This window comes from Alistipes shahii WAL 8301, assembly GCF_025145845.1.
Classification (GTDB): Bacteria; Bacteroidota; Bacteroidia; order Bacteroidales; family Rikenellaceae; genus Alistipes; species Alistipes shahii.
In genome coordinates, this window is the sequence record NZ_CP102253.1 from 2,874,803 (window position 1) to 2,888,165 (window position 13,363).

Annotated in this window: 14 protein-coding genes; 9 read left to right on the forward strand and 5 right to left on the reverse strand. The window is 58.7% G+C overall.

The genetic code is table 11. The features are described 5' to 3' along the window. Positions 1-72: 72 nt before the first annotated feature. The 4 genes from NQ492_RS12010 (at position 73) to NQ492_RS12025 (ending at position 3,207) form a co-directional block, all read left to right on the forward strand. Complete coding sequence (locus NQ492_RS12010) at positions 73-309, forward strand: acyl carrier protein (protein ID WP_015546678.1); 237 nt, start codon at positions 73-75, stop codon at positions 307-309. Between the two features lie 43 nt (positions 310-352). Next, a complete protein-coding gene (gene fabF, locus NQ492_RS12015; protein WP_015546679.1) occupies positions 353-1,600 on the forward strand; it encodes a beta-ketoacyl-ACP synthase II in 1,248 nt (415 codons plus the stop codon). A 34-nt stretch (positions 1,601-1,634) separates the two neighbouring features. After that, positions 1,635-2,414, forward strand: a complete 780-nt coding sequence (gene rnc, locus NQ492_RS12020; RefSeq protein ID WP_083810279.1) for a ribonuclease III — start codon at positions 1,635-1,637, stop codon at positions 2,412-2,414. Positions 2,415-2,568: 154 nt separating this feature from the next. After that, complete coding sequence (locus NQ492_RS12025; RefSeq protein ID WP_015546680.1) at positions 2,569-3,207, forward strand: JAB domain-containing protein; 639 nt, start codon at positions 2,569-2,571, stop codon at positions 3,205-3,207. 69 nt (positions 3,208-3,276) lie between these two features. Here the strand turns inward: NQ492_RS12025 and NQ492_RS12030 are convergent, their stop codons facing one another. Beyond that, positions 3,277-4,545: a BACON domain-containing protein gene (locus NQ492_RS12030; RefSeq protein WP_015546681.1), complete on the reverse strand. Its 1,269-nt coding sequence runs from the start codon at positions 4,543-4,545 to the stop codon at positions 3,277-3,279. A 340-nt stretch (positions 4,546-4,885) separates the two neighbouring features. Here NQ492_RS12030 and NQ492_RS12035 point away from each other — a divergent pair, with 340 nt between their 5' ends. The 5 genes from NQ492_RS12035 (at position 4,886) to NQ492_RS12055 (ending at position 8,349) form a co-directional block, all read left to right on the forward strand. Further along, on the forward strand, positions 4,886-6,430 hold the full coding sequence (locus NQ492_RS12035; RefSeq protein WP_015546682.1) for a glycine--tRNA ligase: 1,545 nt from the start codon (positions 4,886-4,888) through the stop codon (positions 6,428-6,430). A 1-nt stretch (position 6,431) separates the two neighbouring features. Continuing rightward, complete coding sequence (ruvX, locus tag NQ492_RS12040) at positions 6,432-6,851, forward strand: Holliday junction resolvase RuvX (RefSeq protein ID WP_022061741.1); 420 nt, start codon at positions 6,432-6,434, stop codon at positions 6,849-6,851. Between the two features lie 134 nt (positions 6,852-6,985). Continuing rightward, complete coding sequence (gene def, locus NQ492_RS12045; protein ID WP_015546683.1) at positions 6,986-7,531, forward strand: peptide deformylase; 546 nt, start codon at positions 6,986-6,988, stop codon at positions 7,529-7,531. Position 7,532: 1 nt separating this feature from the next. Beyond that, entirely contained in the window at positions 7,533-7,835 is a 303-nt protein-coding gene (locus NQ492_RS12050; protein ID WP_015546684.1) for a TRL-like family protein, read from the forward strand. Next, positions 7,828-8,349, forward strand: a complete 522-nt coding sequence (locus NQ492_RS12055) for a hypothetical protein (protein ID WP_231839887.1) — start codon at positions 7,828-7,830, stop codon at positions 8,347-8,349. The genes NQ492_RS12050 and NQ492_RS12055 overlap by 8 nt, the downstream gene beginning before the upstream one ends. Before the next feature lie 259 nt (positions 8,350-8,608). Here NQ492_RS12055 and NQ492_RS12060 read toward each other — a convergent pair whose 3' ends face one another. From NQ492_RS12060 to NQ492_RS12075, 4 genes are all read right to left on the reverse strand, one after another. Further along, entirely contained in the window at positions 8,609-9,070 is a 462-nt protein-coding gene (locus NQ492_RS12060) for an outer membrane beta-barrel protein (RefSeq protein WP_022061743.1), read from the reverse strand. Between the two features lie 180 nt (positions 9,071-9,250). Beyond that, on the reverse strand, positions 9,251-11,980 hold the full coding sequence (gene ppdK / locus NQ492_RS12065; RefSeq protein WP_015546685.1) for a pyruvate, phosphate dikinase: 2,730 nt from the start codon (positions 11,978-11,980) through the stop codon (positions 9,251-9,253). A 166-nt stretch (positions 11,981-12,146) separates the two neighbouring features. Continuing rightward, on the reverse strand, positions 12,147-12,965 hold the full coding sequence (locus NQ492_RS12070; protein ID WP_015546686.1) for an endonuclease/exonuclease/phosphatase family protein: 819 nt from the start codon (positions 12,963-12,965) through the stop codon (positions 12,147-12,149). Between the two features lie 12 nt (positions 12,966-12,977). After that, on the reverse strand, positions 12,978-13,217 hold the full coding sequence (locus tag NQ492_RS12075) for a helix-turn-helix domain-containing protein (RefSeq protein WP_015546687.1): 240 nt from the start codon (positions 13,215-13,217) through the stop codon (positions 12,978-12,980). Positions 13,218-13,363 lie beyond the last annotated feature (146 nt).

Consider the following 13,363-nt stretch of genomic DNA (forward strand, 5'->3'; position numbering starts at 1 on the left):
TTTTGCGCAAAATTGCTCTGGAAATGTAAAAGAACTATTTCCAAATAATTGTTTAACTAAAAAATTAAAATTATGTCAGAAGTTCAATCAAAAGTTGTCGAGATCATCGTCGACAAACTGGGTGTCAAGGAGTCGGAGGTAGTCCCCGAAGCAAGCTTCACCAACCACCTGGGCGCAGACTCGCTCGACACTGTAGAGCTGATCATGGAGTTCGAGAAGGCTTTCGATATCCAGATCCCGGATGAGGACGCTGAAAAGATCGCTACCGTCGGCGACGCGATCTCGTATATCGAGGAACACAAGAAATAATTTCCCTTAAACAACGTTTCACGGCTGATAAAGCCTTAAATTTATGACAGGAAGAAGAGTAGTTGTTACGGGCATCGGTACGATAAACCCGCTCGGTAATAGTATAGAGGAGTATTTTTCGAATCTGGAGAAGGGAGTCAGCGGTGCCGCACCCATTACTCATTTCGATGCCGAAAAATTTAAGACCAAGTTCGCTTGTGAAGTAAAGAATTACGATCCGACCCAGTATTTCGACCGTAAGGAGGTGCGTAAGTACGACCTCTTTACACAGTATGCTCTGATCGCGGCCACGCAGGCCGTGGAGGATTCTGCCCTCGATCTCGAGAAGGTCGACAAGGAGCAGGTGGGCGTTATCTGGAGTTCGGGCATCGGAGGAATCAAATCTTTCTTCGATGAGTGTCTGGGCTGGGCCGCCGGGGATGGAACCCCGCGGTTTAGCCCGTTTTTTATTCCCCGCATGATTTCCGATATCGCAGCCGGTTTCATCTCCATGAAGTACGGCTTCATGGGTCCGAACTACTGTACGGTGTCGGCGTGCGCTTCGTCGAACCACGGCATCACGGCCGCCTTCGACGCCATCCGTTACGGCAAGGCCGACGTCATGGTGGCCGGCGGTTCGGAGGCTGCGGTCAACGAGCCTTCGGTCGGCGGATTCAACTCCATGCAGGCGCTTTCGACGCGCAACGACGATCCGCAGCACGCTTCGCGCCCCTTCGATAAGGACCGCGACGGCTTCGTGATCGGCGAGGGCGCCGGTGCGCTGATCCTGGAGGAGTACGAGCATGCCAAGGCGCGCGGCGCGAAGATCTATTGCGAGGTCGTAGGCGGAGGCGCTTCGGCCGACGCTTACCACTTCACGGCTCCCCATCCCGAGGGCAAGGGCGCCATGAAGGCGATGCGCGACGCCATCAAGGACGCGGGCATCGCTCCCGAGGATATCGACTATGTGAACGTGCACGGAACTTCGACCCCCGCGGGCGACATTCCCGAGCTGAAGGCCGTGGCAGGCGTTCTGGGCGACCATGTTTACAACGTCAACATCTCCTCGACCAAATCAATGACGGGACACCTGCTGGGCGCTGCCGGCGCTGTGGAGGCTTTGGCGTGCATTTTCGCGCTGACGCACGGCGTGGTTCCCCCCACGATCAACTGCGAAAACCGCGATCCCGAGATCGACGAAAAACTGAATCTGACGCTTAACGTGGCGCAGAAGCGCGACGTGAAGTGTGCGTTGAGCAATACGTTCGGATTCGGCGGTCACAACTCGACGGTTATTTTCCGCAAACTCTGATCCCTGTAACGTCCGCGCCGTGATTGACTTTTTACTGCGTCCTATCCGACGGAATTTCGGGCGTGACCGGGCATATTACAGAATTGTCGACGATCTGTTCGGATTCATTCCGCACAACGTCGAACTCTACAAGCTGGCTTTGATTCACAAGTCAGCTTCTTTGGTTTTGGAGGACGGCCGCGCGATCAACAACGAACGTCTGGAATATCTGGGCGACGCTGTGATCGAGGCCGTGACTTCGGACTATCTGTTCATCGAATACCCCGACCGCGACGAGGGTTTCATGACCCAGCTGCGGTCGAAGATCGTCTCGCGGCAGTCGCTCAACGCGCTGGCCGTGAACCTCGGTCTGGATGTCCACGTGATTTCGAACGGCGGCACGGGCATTACCCAGAAGCATATCTACGGCGACGCCTTCGAGGCGATGATGGGGGCGGTTTACCTCGATCAGGGGTACGAGTTCGTCAACCGGCTGTTGATCAATAACATTTATTTCCGTTTCCTGAATCTGGAAGAACTGACCGAGTCGGAGAGCGATTTCAAGAGCCGCCTGATCGAGTGGAGCCAGAAGAACCGCCACCAGGTCGAGTTCCGCACGGAGCACGACAAGGAATACGCTTCGAACCATCCGGTTTTCTATTGCACGGTGCTGGTCGACGGCATGGAGGTCGGCCACGGAGCCGGGGATTCGAAGAAGGAGGCCGAACAGCGTGCGGCGTTCTCCGTGTCGCAGTACATGAGCGACGAGCAGTGCGCTTCGCTGCTGGACAAGGTCGACCGTCTGGAAGGCACCCGTTCAGGAAGCGGGTTTTAGAGGGCGGTGGCAATCCGTTGCATTTCCGGTCCTGTTCTGCGCCCGCCCGGCAGATGGGGATTCGGACCCGGTTTCAAACACCCTCCGCAGGCGGCTGTACCGGCTTGCCGGGATGAAAACGGTATGAATTCGTATATAGTCACTTTCTGCTTTTATGAAGAATATCCTCGATAAAATGGCGTCGCGGGGCGTGGAGGCCTTGAGCGACCGCGAGCTGCTTGCCCTGCTCACCGAGGACGAACAGTTGGCCGAAGTGGTGCTGTCGGCCTACGACGGTTCGCTGGCGCGTATCGGCGACCAGCCCGAAGCCCGCCTGCGCATGGTCGGGGGACTGGGCCTGAAACGGGCGCGGATGCTGTTGGCCGCGGCGGAATTCGGACGGCGGGCTGTCGCTTCCGGGGGTTCCGGGAGCGATTTCATCAATACGGGCGACGATGTGGTGCGGCTGTTCCGGCCGCAGCTGGAACGCCTCTCCCACGAGGAGTGCTGGGTCGTCTACCTCACCTCGTCGAACCGGGTTATCGAGCGTTACCGCATCAGTCAGGGCGGGGTGACCGGCACGGTCGTCGACCACCGGCTGATCGTCAAACGGGCGTTGGAACTGCTCGCCACGCAGCTGATTCTGGTGCACAACCACCCTTCGGGAACGCCCGAGGCGAGCGGGCAGGACAAGACGCTGACCGAACGTGTGGCGCGCGCCGCGGCGTTGTTCGACATCCGGCTGCTGGACCACATCATCATTGCCCGCGACGGCGATTTCTCGTTCCTGCGCGAGGGGCTGATGGGGCGGTAAGGGTTCCGGCAGGTAAAATGAACGGCGGTCCTTGTCGGACCGCCGTTCGGTTTTTGGGAGAAAAGCCCGTCAATAGAAGATCTGGTGCGTTTCGATTTCTGTGTAGCCCCGTTCGGGGATGACTGTCTCCTTGCCGTCTTTTTTCTGGAAACACTCCACCTCCTGAATCCAGATAGCCTCGGTAACCCGTCCGCCGACTTGCTTCCATTCGATCCGCTCGTTCAGGACTCTGAAACTGATAAACGATCCGTCGGGTAATGGCTCGACCGAGAACTCGCTCTCGTCCGGGTTCGTGTTCGTCAGATGGGCGCTGCGGTTGCCCAGCCGCCCGATTCCGGAGAGTACCGACCCCATGAAGAAATCGGCGTCCTCGATGTCGGGACATACGTCGAACAGGAGCGCGTTGAGGTCGAGGTTGCACAATGCGGGCGTGTTGGGCCGGTCGGCGTGGTATTCGAATTCGTAGCTGAAATCGACTTCCTTGCCCTGGTAGATGTCGAGACCGGTGAGGTCGTTGCCGGTCCAGCGGCAGACCGTGCGCGGGTAGTTGTGATACTCGTCGCCGCTGTATGTGCACTCCTTGCAGCATCCGTTGCCGTCGTAGGCGAAGGTCCAGCGTTCGGGACCGTTGTCGCTGCGTGCGGCGACGGCGCGCCCTGCATCGTCGAGCGTGACGGTGTACGATCCCTTTTCGGGCGATTCCGTCGTTTCGGCGGACAGTTTCAGGGTCTTGGCGTCGGGATAACTGATCCGGAGGACCTCATCCATGGCGTCGGCCGAGTTCTCCGGGGTGTCGTCCCATTCGTAACACGTGAGGCGTCCGGCATCGTCGTATGTGAAGCGGCTGGTCGAAGTCCATCGTTCCGGGTCCGAATCGCCGCTGTTTCGGATTGTCTGCTGGCGGCTGTCGATGCGCATTATCCGGTTGGCCGGTGTCGATTCGATGGGGTCGTCCGCGCCCTCCTGCGTGACGGTGATCTCGATCTTCGACGTGCCGCACGTGATGACGATTGTCGCCGTGCGCGACGCTCCCGACGTGTTGGGTTCGAGGGTGATTTTCAGCGTGTAGCTGCCTGCCGCATCGCCGCGGTCGGGCGAAATCGAAATCCAGGCGGGCGCTTCGGCGCGGGTCTCGGCGATCGTCGAGGTCCATGCCCCTTCGGTGGTGAAGGTCACGCCCCGTGCGCTCTGCGTGTCGTCGGCGGAGACCGTCTGTTCCAACTGGCGCGTGTCCGGAACCTTGATCTGCCCGAAATCGCCCGAGTAATCCTTGTCGTCGCTGCATGACGCGAGCAGCGCGGCGGCGATGAACGCCATGAAGAATTTTGCTGTTTTCATTTCGTTTATTTTGTTTAAAGGGTTGTTCCCGTCCCGGTAAACAAAAGGCGCAGGCAAGATTTCGTATCCACAGGTGAGGTATTGGACGACCCGAACGGTAGAATAGGGAAATATGCCCGCGCTGAAAACAGCGAAGGCATCACCTTTGTTCCTTATCGTTCTGTGAAAGTGTCCAATTTTCACCCGTAAGAAAAAGCCGATGCGCTTTTTATTGTCGTATGTCGGCGGCCCTCGCAGGCTACCGATACAAATATAGAAATAAAATCCCGATCGAAGACCCTTGTTGTCATTTATTTTGTATTTTTGTCATTTGGAAAAACAGTAAACAACAGAGAATACGATGACTCAGGAAGAACTTTTCAAAAAGCTGGTAGCGCACTGCAAGGAGTACGGATTCGTGTTTCCTTCGAGCGAAATCTACGACGGTCTGGGAGCCGTGTACGACTACGGTCAGAACGGCGTGGAGTTGAAGAACAACATCAAGCGATATTGGTGGGATTCGATGGTCAAACTGCACGAGAACATCGTCGGCATCGACGCCGCGATCTTCATGCATCCCAAGACGTGGGAGGCCTCGGGCCATGTGTCGGCCTTCAACGACCCGCTGATCGACAACAAGGATTCGAAGAAGCGTTACCGCGCCGACGTGCTGATCGAGGACTGGCTGGCCAAACAGGATGAAAAGATCGAAAAAGAGGTCGAGAAGGCCCGCAAGCGCTTCGGCGAGTCGTTCGACGAGGCCAAATACCGCGAAACGTCGCCGCGCGTGGCGGAGACCGCGGCCAAACGCGACGAGGTGCACAAGCGTTTCGCCGATGCGCTGAACGCCAACGACCTTGCGGAGCTGCGCCAGATCATCGTCGACTGCGAGATCGCCTGCCCGATCTCCGGCACGCGCAACTGGACCGAGGTGCGGCAGTTCAACCTGATGTTTTCGACCCAGATGGGTTCTACGGCCGAAGGCGCCAATACCATCTACCTGCGTCCCGAGACGGCGCAGGGTATCTTCGTCAACTTCCTGAACGTCCAGAAAACCGGGCGCATGAAAATCCCGTTCGGCATTGCGCAGATCGGCAAGGCCTTCCGCAACGAGATCGTGGCCCGTCAGTTCATCTTCCGCATGCGCGAGTTCGAGCAGATGGAGATGCAGTTCTTCGTGCGCCCCGGGACCGAAATGAAGTGGTGGAACGAGTGGAAGAACACCCGCATGGCCTGGCACCGTGCGCTGGGCTTCGGCGACGATGACTACCGCTTCCACGACCACGACAAACTGGCCCACTACGCCAACGCCGCGACGGACATCGAATACAACTTCCCGTTCGGGTTCAAGGAGGTCGAGGGCATCCACTCGCGCACGGACTTCGACCTGGGCAGCCACCAGAAGTTTTCGGGCAAGAAGTTGCAGTACTTCGATCCGGAGACGGGTGAAAGCTATGTACCCTATGTGGTCGAGACGTCGATCGGCGTGGACCGCATGTTCCTGCAGGTGATGTCGGCGGCCTATACCGAGCAGACGCTCGAAGGCGGCGATTCGCGCGTCGTGCTGAAATTCCCGCCCGCATTGGCTCCGGTCAAGGTGGCCGTGCTGCCGCTGGTGAAGAAGGACGGCATGCCCGAAGTGGCGCAGAAGATCGTCGACCTGCTGAAATACGATTACAATGTCGTTTACGACGAGAAAGACTCCGTCGGCAAGCGTTACCGCCGTCAGGATGCCGTCGGTACGCCGTTCTGCGTGACGGTCGACGGCCAGACGCTGGAGGACGGGACCGTGACGATCCGCCACCGCGATACGATGGCCCAGGAGCGCGTCAAGATCGAGTCGCTGCACGCGATGGTCGACGAGGAGTGCTCCTACCGCAAGTTGTTCAGGACGCTGAACCTCTGATTTGGGACGCATTCTTGCCATAGACTACGGGACCCGGCGCACGGGAATCGCCGTGAGCGATCCCCTGCGCCTGATCGCCGGAGGGCTGGAGACGGTCGAGACGAAGGGGCTGGAGGCCTGGCTGGCAAAATATTTCGCCCGGGAGGACGTTAGTACGATAGTCGTGGGGAAGCCTTCGCGGATGGACGGCACGCCCTCCGAGACGTGGCGATTCATCGAGCCGCTGGCCGGCCGCCTGCGGCGGGCGTGGCCCGACAAGGAGGTGGTTTTCTACGACGAACGCTTTACTTCGGTGATGGCCCACCGCACGATGCTCGAAAGCGGCATCGGCAGGATGGCCCGCCGCGACAAGGCGTTGGTGGATAAGATTTCGGCGACGATTATCCTCCAGTCCTATATGGAAAGCATTTCCTGTCGATAATCCGGACGCGACGCGATAAGCCCCTCCCGAGGGAGGGTTTTGGGGTGGGGTCAGACTTGTAAACGCGGTCGTAGACCGCGATAACGGCGGGCGAAAGCAAGATTGCCTGCGAAAAATTGTTTATAGATTTTGTTATGATATACCCGATTGTAATTTACGGAGATGAGGTGCTGCGCCGCAAATGCGAGCCGATTGCGCCCGATTACCCCGATGTGAAAAAACTCGCCGAGGACATGTTCCTCACGCTCGAAGAGGCCGAAGGCGTCGGACTGGCTGCGCCCCAGATCGGCAAGGACATTCGTCTGTTCATCGTCGACTGCACTCCGTGGGCCGAGGAGGACCCGTCGTGCGCCGATTACAAGCGCGCCTTCGTCAATCCCGAGATTTACGAATTTTCCGAGGAGAAGAAGACCTACAACGAGGGCTGCCTCTCGTTCCCCGGGATTCATGCCGACGTGGCCCGCTCGCTGTCGATCCGCATGCGCTACATGGACACCGACTTCGTCGAGCACGACGAGGAGTTCACGGGACTCAAGGCGTGGGTCATCCAGCACGAATACGACCACATCGAAGGCGTGGTCTTCACCGACCGGATCGCACCGCTTCGCCGCCAGTTGCTCAAGAGCAAGCTGCTGAACCTTGCGAAGGGGAAATACCGCTGTGCCTATAAAACCAGATAGCATGAAAAAACTTTTCGCTTTTGCATTCGCCGCGATGATGCTGGCGGGATGCGTCAAATCGCCCCTCGTAGGCGGAATCTATACCGATGTGAAGGACGGGCTGGCCGTGACGGGCAACGCCGGGTCGAGCAAGGTCGGCACGGCCGAGGCCAAGGGATATGTAGGCGTCGTCGCCCTGGGCGATGCGAGCATCCAGGCTGCGGCCCGCGAAGCCGGGATCACGCGCATCCACCACGTAGACTACCAGGCCAAGTCCTATGTCGGCGTCTACACGATCTACACGATCATCGTCTACGGTGACTAAACGTCTCCTGCTGACGGCTGCCCTCTGCATCGCCGGAGCCTCGACGCTCCCGGCGCAGAATATCCGCAACCATTACGTCTCGAAAGCCGAGACCGACGGGGTGATCTACCACACCTTTCCCGTGACGCTTTTCGAGAACCGGGAAGCGGGCGACCTGACTTTCGACATCACCTACAAGGAGCATCGCGGCGGGCGCGCCACGATCAATTTCACATGCCGTATGGCGCAGGCCGTGCCGGCCGATTCGGTGCGTTTCGCGGCGGATGCGGCGGTGATGTCCGGCCCGGTGGACAAACTCTACCTCGAACCGGAAAAGAAGCAGTGGAAGCACCGGTACACCTTCGATGCCGACGGGTCGGAACTCTGCGGCTTCTTCGACGAGCGGGCTTTGCCCGAGGTGACGGTTTACGTCGGGGGAAAGCCGTACGTTTATCGCGCCAAACGCTCCGCATGGCGCAGTTACGCGCCGATAGGGTATCGGATATTCGATATGATTCGTGTAAACGAACAGTAGTTTTCGGTTCTCGCGGGCATCTTTCGCCCTGCTTTGTCCGGTCCGGACGGGAAATGCGGTTGTATCTCCTGTCCGGACCGGACTGCGTTATGGCGAAATCCGCTTCGGGACACTCAAAAACGGAGGGTTGTCGTTTCTCGGTGCACGGCGCTGCGTCGCGCGGGCCGGAAGCGATGCATCCAGCCTCGTGCGCCGGTGTCAAAAAAACAACCGGACCCGAAATGAATCGGGTCCGGTCGCTGTTTTCAGGCGTCTATGGTTAGAACTTGTATGCCGCGCCGATGCTGATGACTACGGGGTTCTTGCGCCAGTCGTCGAACATGGGCTGCCATTTCAGGCCGGCCGAAAGGTCCCAGTTGCGGGCTACCTCGAAGTCGAAACCTCCGCCGATGTTCAGGCCTGCGGCCCACTTGCCGATGTCATTGGCCGTGAAACCCACTGCCGGATAAACGCTCCAGCCTTCGCCCAAGTGGAAGACGTACTGCGCGTCGACGCTGATGTCGATCGAACAGCCGCTGTGCAGCAGCGCCATCAGCGACGGTTCGATACGCCAGTTGTCCGTGAAGCTGTAACGTCCGAATGCACCCAGACCCACCACGGCGTCACCCGTGTTGGTGTAGATGTTCATACGCGGGCCGAGCGCCCAGTTGCCTTTGTCCTGCGCCGATGCTGCCGTTACTGCGAACAGCGCGACGATCGCCGTTAAAAGAATTTTTTTCATGTTTCGTTTTTTTATATTGAATAAACGTTATTTCAAACTGTTTGCCAAAACAAATATAGGAAATTTCCCGATTGCGGCCAAATATATTCAATGAACCCGACTTTTTTATAAATAAAAAGGAGGTCCGCGACAATCGTGCGCGGACCTCCGGAGTGTGTCACCCCGAGGGGGCGTGAAATGCTACTTCTGATTGAGTGCGGCGTGTGCGGCCGCCAGGCGTGCGATGGGCACGCGGAAGGGCGAGCAGCTCACGTAGTTCAGACCTGCGTAGTGGCAGAACTCCACCGACGAAGGTTCGCCGCCGTGCTCGCCGCAGATACCGCATTTGAGGTTTTCGCGGGTTCCACGGCCCTTGAATACGGCTTCGCGGATCAACTGGCCCACGCCGTTGCGGTCGAGGATCTGGAACGGGTCGTTTTTCAGGATGCCCTTCTCCAGATATACCGGCAGGAACTTGCCGATGTCGTCGCGCGAGAATCCGAGGGTCATCTGCGTCAGGTCGTTGGTTCCGAACGAGAAGAACTCGGCGACTTCGGCGATCTGGTTGGCCGTCACGGCGGCGCGCGGAACCTCGATCATCGTGCCGACCATGTAGTCGATCTTGTCGTTGCGCTCCGAGAACACCTGCTCGGCCGTCGTGTCGATGATGTTCTTCTGGTAGCGCAGCTCCTTGTGGTTGCCCACCAGCGGCACCATGATCTCCACGTGAACGGGGATGCCTGTGGCCTTGACGTTCATGGCCGCCTCGATGATGGCGCGGGCCTGCATCTCGGTGATCTCGGGGTAGGTGTTGCCCAGACGGCAGCCGCGGTGTCCCAGCATGGGGTTGAACTCGGCCAGCGACTCGACCTTGGCGACGATCTTCTGGAGGGGCACGCCCATTTCGGCGGCCATCTCTTTCTGGCCCTTCTCATCGTGGGGAACGAACTCGTGCAGCGGGGGATCCAGAAGGCGCACCGTCACGGGGTAGCCGTTCATGGCCTTGAACAGCCCCTCGAAGTCGCCGCGCTGGATCGGCAGCAGCTTGGCCAGCGCCACGCGGCGTCCGGCTTCGTCGTCGGCGAGGATCATCTCGCGGATGGCCTTGATGCGGTCGCCCTCGAAGAACATGTGCTCCGTGCGGCAGAGTCCGATGCCTTCGGCGCCGAAGGCGAATGCCTGTGCGGCGTCTTTCGGGGTGTCGGCGTTGGCGCGGACCTTCAGCACCGAATATTTTCCGGCGAGGTCCATCAGCTGTCCGAAGTCGCCGCTCAGGTCGGCGGCCTTGGTGGCTACCTGACCGAGGTATACTTCGCCCGTCGAGCCGTTGAGCGAGATCCAGTCGCCCTCCTTCACGGTGAATCCGTTCACCTGGATCGTGCGGGCTTTATAGTCGATCTGCAATTCGCCGGCGCCCGATACGCAGCATTTGCCCATGCCGCGGGCCACGACGGCCGCGTGCGAGGTCATGCCGCCGCGTGCGGTCAGGATACCTGCCGCGTCGAGCATGCCCTTGAGGTCCTCGGGCGAAGTCTCGATGCGCACCAGAATGGCGCGCTGGCCGGTTTTCTCCAGCACCTTCTCGGCGTCCTCGGCGAAGAACACCACGGGACCCGTGGCGGCTCCCGGCGATGCGGGCAGGCCCTTGGTGATGACCTGCGCATTGGCGATGGCCTTCTTGTCGAAGACGGGGTGGAGCAGTTCGTCGAGCTTCGCAGGCTCGCAGCGCAGTACGGCGGTCTTCTCGTCGATCAGACCCTCGCGCAGCATGTCCATGGCGATCTTGACCATCGCCGCGCCCGTGCGCTTGCCGTTGCGGCACTGGAGCATCCAGAGTTTGCCGTCCTGAATCGTGAATTCGATGTCCTGCATGTCCTTGAAGTATTGCTCCAGGTGGTGCTGGATTTCGTCCAGCTCCTTGTAAACCTCGGGCATCACCTCTTCGAGCGAGGGGAACTTCGCCTTGCGCTCCTCCTCCGAAACCTTCTGGGCCACGGCCCAGCGCTTCGAACCCTCGATGGTGATCTGCTGCGGGGTGCGGATGCCGGCTACGACGTCCTCGCCCTGGGCGTTGATCAGGTATTCGCCGTTGAAGAGGTTCTCACCCGTTGCGGCGTCGCGCGAGAAGGCTACGCCCGTCGCGGAATTCTCTCCCATGTTGCCGAATACCATGGCCTGTACCGATACGGCCGTGCCCCACTCGGCGGGGATGTTGTTGAGTTTGCGGTAGAGGATGGCGCGTTCGTTCATCCACGAGCCGAACACGGCGCAGATGGCTCCCCACAGCTGGTCCCACGGACAGGTCGGGAAATCCTCGCCGGTCTGCTTCTTCACGGCGGCCTTGAAGTTCTTCACCAGCTCCTTGAGGTCGTCGGTCGTCAGGTCGGTGTCGTTCTTCACGCCCTTCTTGGCCTTCTGCTCCTCGATGATCACCTCGAACGGGTCGTGGTCTTCCTTCGAAACGGGTTTCATGCCCAGCACCACGTCGCCGTACATCTGTACGAAGCGGCGGTACGAATCCCAGGCGAACCGCGGGTTGCCCGTGCGCTTGGCCACGGCCTCCACGGCCTGGTCGTTCATGCCCAGGTTGAGGATGGTGTCCATCATGCCGGGCATCGAGGCGCGTGCGCCCGAACGTACGGATACGAGCAGCGGCATCTCCTTGTCGCCGAATTTCATGCCGGTCAGTTTCTCGATGTTCTTCATCGCCTTTTCGACCTCGGGGCGGAGCATCTCGATGACGGCCTCTTTGCCGTGCTTGTAGAATTCCGCACACACTTCCGTGGTGATGGTGAATCCCGGGGGCACGGGGATGCCGATAAGGTTCATCTCCGCAAGGTTCGCACCCTTGCCGCCGAGCAGTTCACGCATTTTGCCGTTTCCTTCGGCCTCTTTGTTGCCGAAGGTATAGACCCGTTTTACGTCTGCCATAACTTTTTTGGTTTTGAATTATAGTATAAATATAAAAAATTTTTTCTTTTACCTCACCCTTAAAGCCGAAAAATTGCGGTGACGTTTCCGTTACCGCATCCGTAAAATGCATTTCCGTCGAAGGGATTGCGAAAATACGAAAACTTTTCGAAATATCCAAAAAATTCTACCGGATGTAAATGAATACCGGAAGCGAATAACCGTAGCCGCCGCGATAAACCCCGCGGGAGTAGGTCGTGAGGGGGTTACCGCTCTTTTGGTCAACCAGATAGCGGCGTGCGAAAACGTCGCCCTCCGAGGTGGTCAGCGCCGTGTCCGCGAGGATACGGTCGCGCATCTGCCACCGTCCGCCGCGCCGTACCGTGCCCCGTCCGGCCTGTTCGGCGCGCCGGGTCGCGTCGCGCAGTCCCCAGCGTCCGGGGTCGGGGAGATCCGAGCGTCCCAGCACGATCAGTTTCACGTGCGGACGCTCCGCACGCAGGTCGCGCACGACCCATTGGGCCATGCGTGCGTCGCCGCACAGCGCCAGCCCCACGGTGTCGCGTCCGAGTTCGCCCTCGACGTAGAGGTAGCGGCGTCCCGGCTCGTCGCGGGTCGGGTAGAAGAGGTCCCCGTAGTAGAGCAGCGCAAAATCCATTCCGTCGAGCGAATTGAGCGTGCGGTGGAGGTAGGAGTAGTCGCCCCGGCAGGCGGCGGCGATGTCGCGCACGACCTGTTCGTTTTCGACGCCCCACAGGGCGACCAGGGGCAGGGCCATCGAGTCGATCACGGCAGCCGTGTTGCGGATTTTACGCGCGTAACGCTCTGCGGTCCAATGCAGACGGCCTTCGGGCGTGTAGTCTGCGTCGTCGTAGAAAAGCGCCGGGACGGTGTCGTAAATCCGGTCCACGTCGTAGAAAGCGATTCCTATGGGGCGTTGCCCGTAAGAGTGGCAATTAAAAATTAAGAATGAAAAATTGAGAATTATCAGCAGACGCAGCCACATGGTTCCGCTGGTTTAGAGAGGTTGTTCGGGCAGGAAATCGCGGGGCGAGCAGCCGAGGAATTTGGCGATTTCGTTGATGTGGTTGAGGTTGTATTTCGAAGGACTTTTGGGGCTTTCCACTTGGCTGATAAATCCGTCGCTCACCCCGATTCCGTAGGCTAAAGTCGCTTGTGAAACACGTTGAGCCATCCGCTCTTTGCGGACAGCTGCACTGACGTATTTATCGAACGCGCTTTTCGGTTTCACAAACATCTGTTTAAATATTGTAAAACTAAAAAAGATGCCAGAGTGAAAGTTTAGTTATAACTTAAATTCTCTTACGTATAGGTAGATGTTTTGTCTCTTTTATCGGATTTATGGACATTTTGTGTTTCGTTCGCTTCAGCCCCCCCCCTGGG

Bases quoted from the DNA above. Each gene is read 5' to 3' on its own strand.
- def (WP_015546683.1), top strand. From the start codon at position 6,986: ATGATATACCCGATTGTAATTTACGGAGATGAGGTGCTGCGCCGCAAA.
- NQ492_RS12030 (WP_015546681.1), bottom strand. From the start codon at position 4,545: ATGAAAACAGCAAAATTCTTCATGGCGTTCATCGCCGCCGCGCTGCTC.
- NQ492_RS12075 (WP_015546687.1), bottom strand. From the start codon at position 13,217: ATGTTTGTGAAACCGAAAAGCGCGTTCGATAAATACGTCAGTGCAGCT.
- NQ492_RS12060 (WP_022061743.1), bottom strand. From the start codon at position 9,070: ATGAAAAAAATTCTTTTAACGGCGATCGTCGCGCTGTTCGCAGTAACG.
- ppdK (WP_015546685.1), bottom strand. From the start codon at position 11,980: ATGGCAGACGTAAAACGGGTCTATACCTTCGGCAACAAAGAGGCCGAA.
- fabF (WP_015546679.1), top strand. From the start codon at position 353: ATGACAGGAAGAAGAGTAGTTGTTACGGGCATCGGTACGATAAACCCG.
- NQ492_RS12070 (WP_015546686.1), bottom strand. From the start codon at position 12,965: ATGTGGCTGCGTCTGCTGATAATTCTCAATTTTTCATTCTTAATTTTT.
- NQ492_RS12035 (WP_015546682.1), top strand. From the start codon at position 4,886: ATGACTCAGGAAGAACTTTTCAAAAAGCTGGTAGCGCACTGCAAGGAG.
- NQ492_RS12050 (WP_015546684.1), top strand. From the start codon at position 7,533: ATGAAAAAACTTTTCGCTTTTGCATTCGCCGCGATGATGCTGGCGGGA.
- NQ492_RS12010 (WP_015546678.1), top strand. From the start codon at position 73: ATGTCAGAAGTTCAATCAAAAGTTGTCGAGATCATCGTCGACAAACTG.
- NQ492_RS12025 (WP_015546680.1), top strand. From the start codon at position 2,569: ATGAAGAATATCCTCGATAAAATGGCGTCGCGGGGCGTGGAGGCCTTG.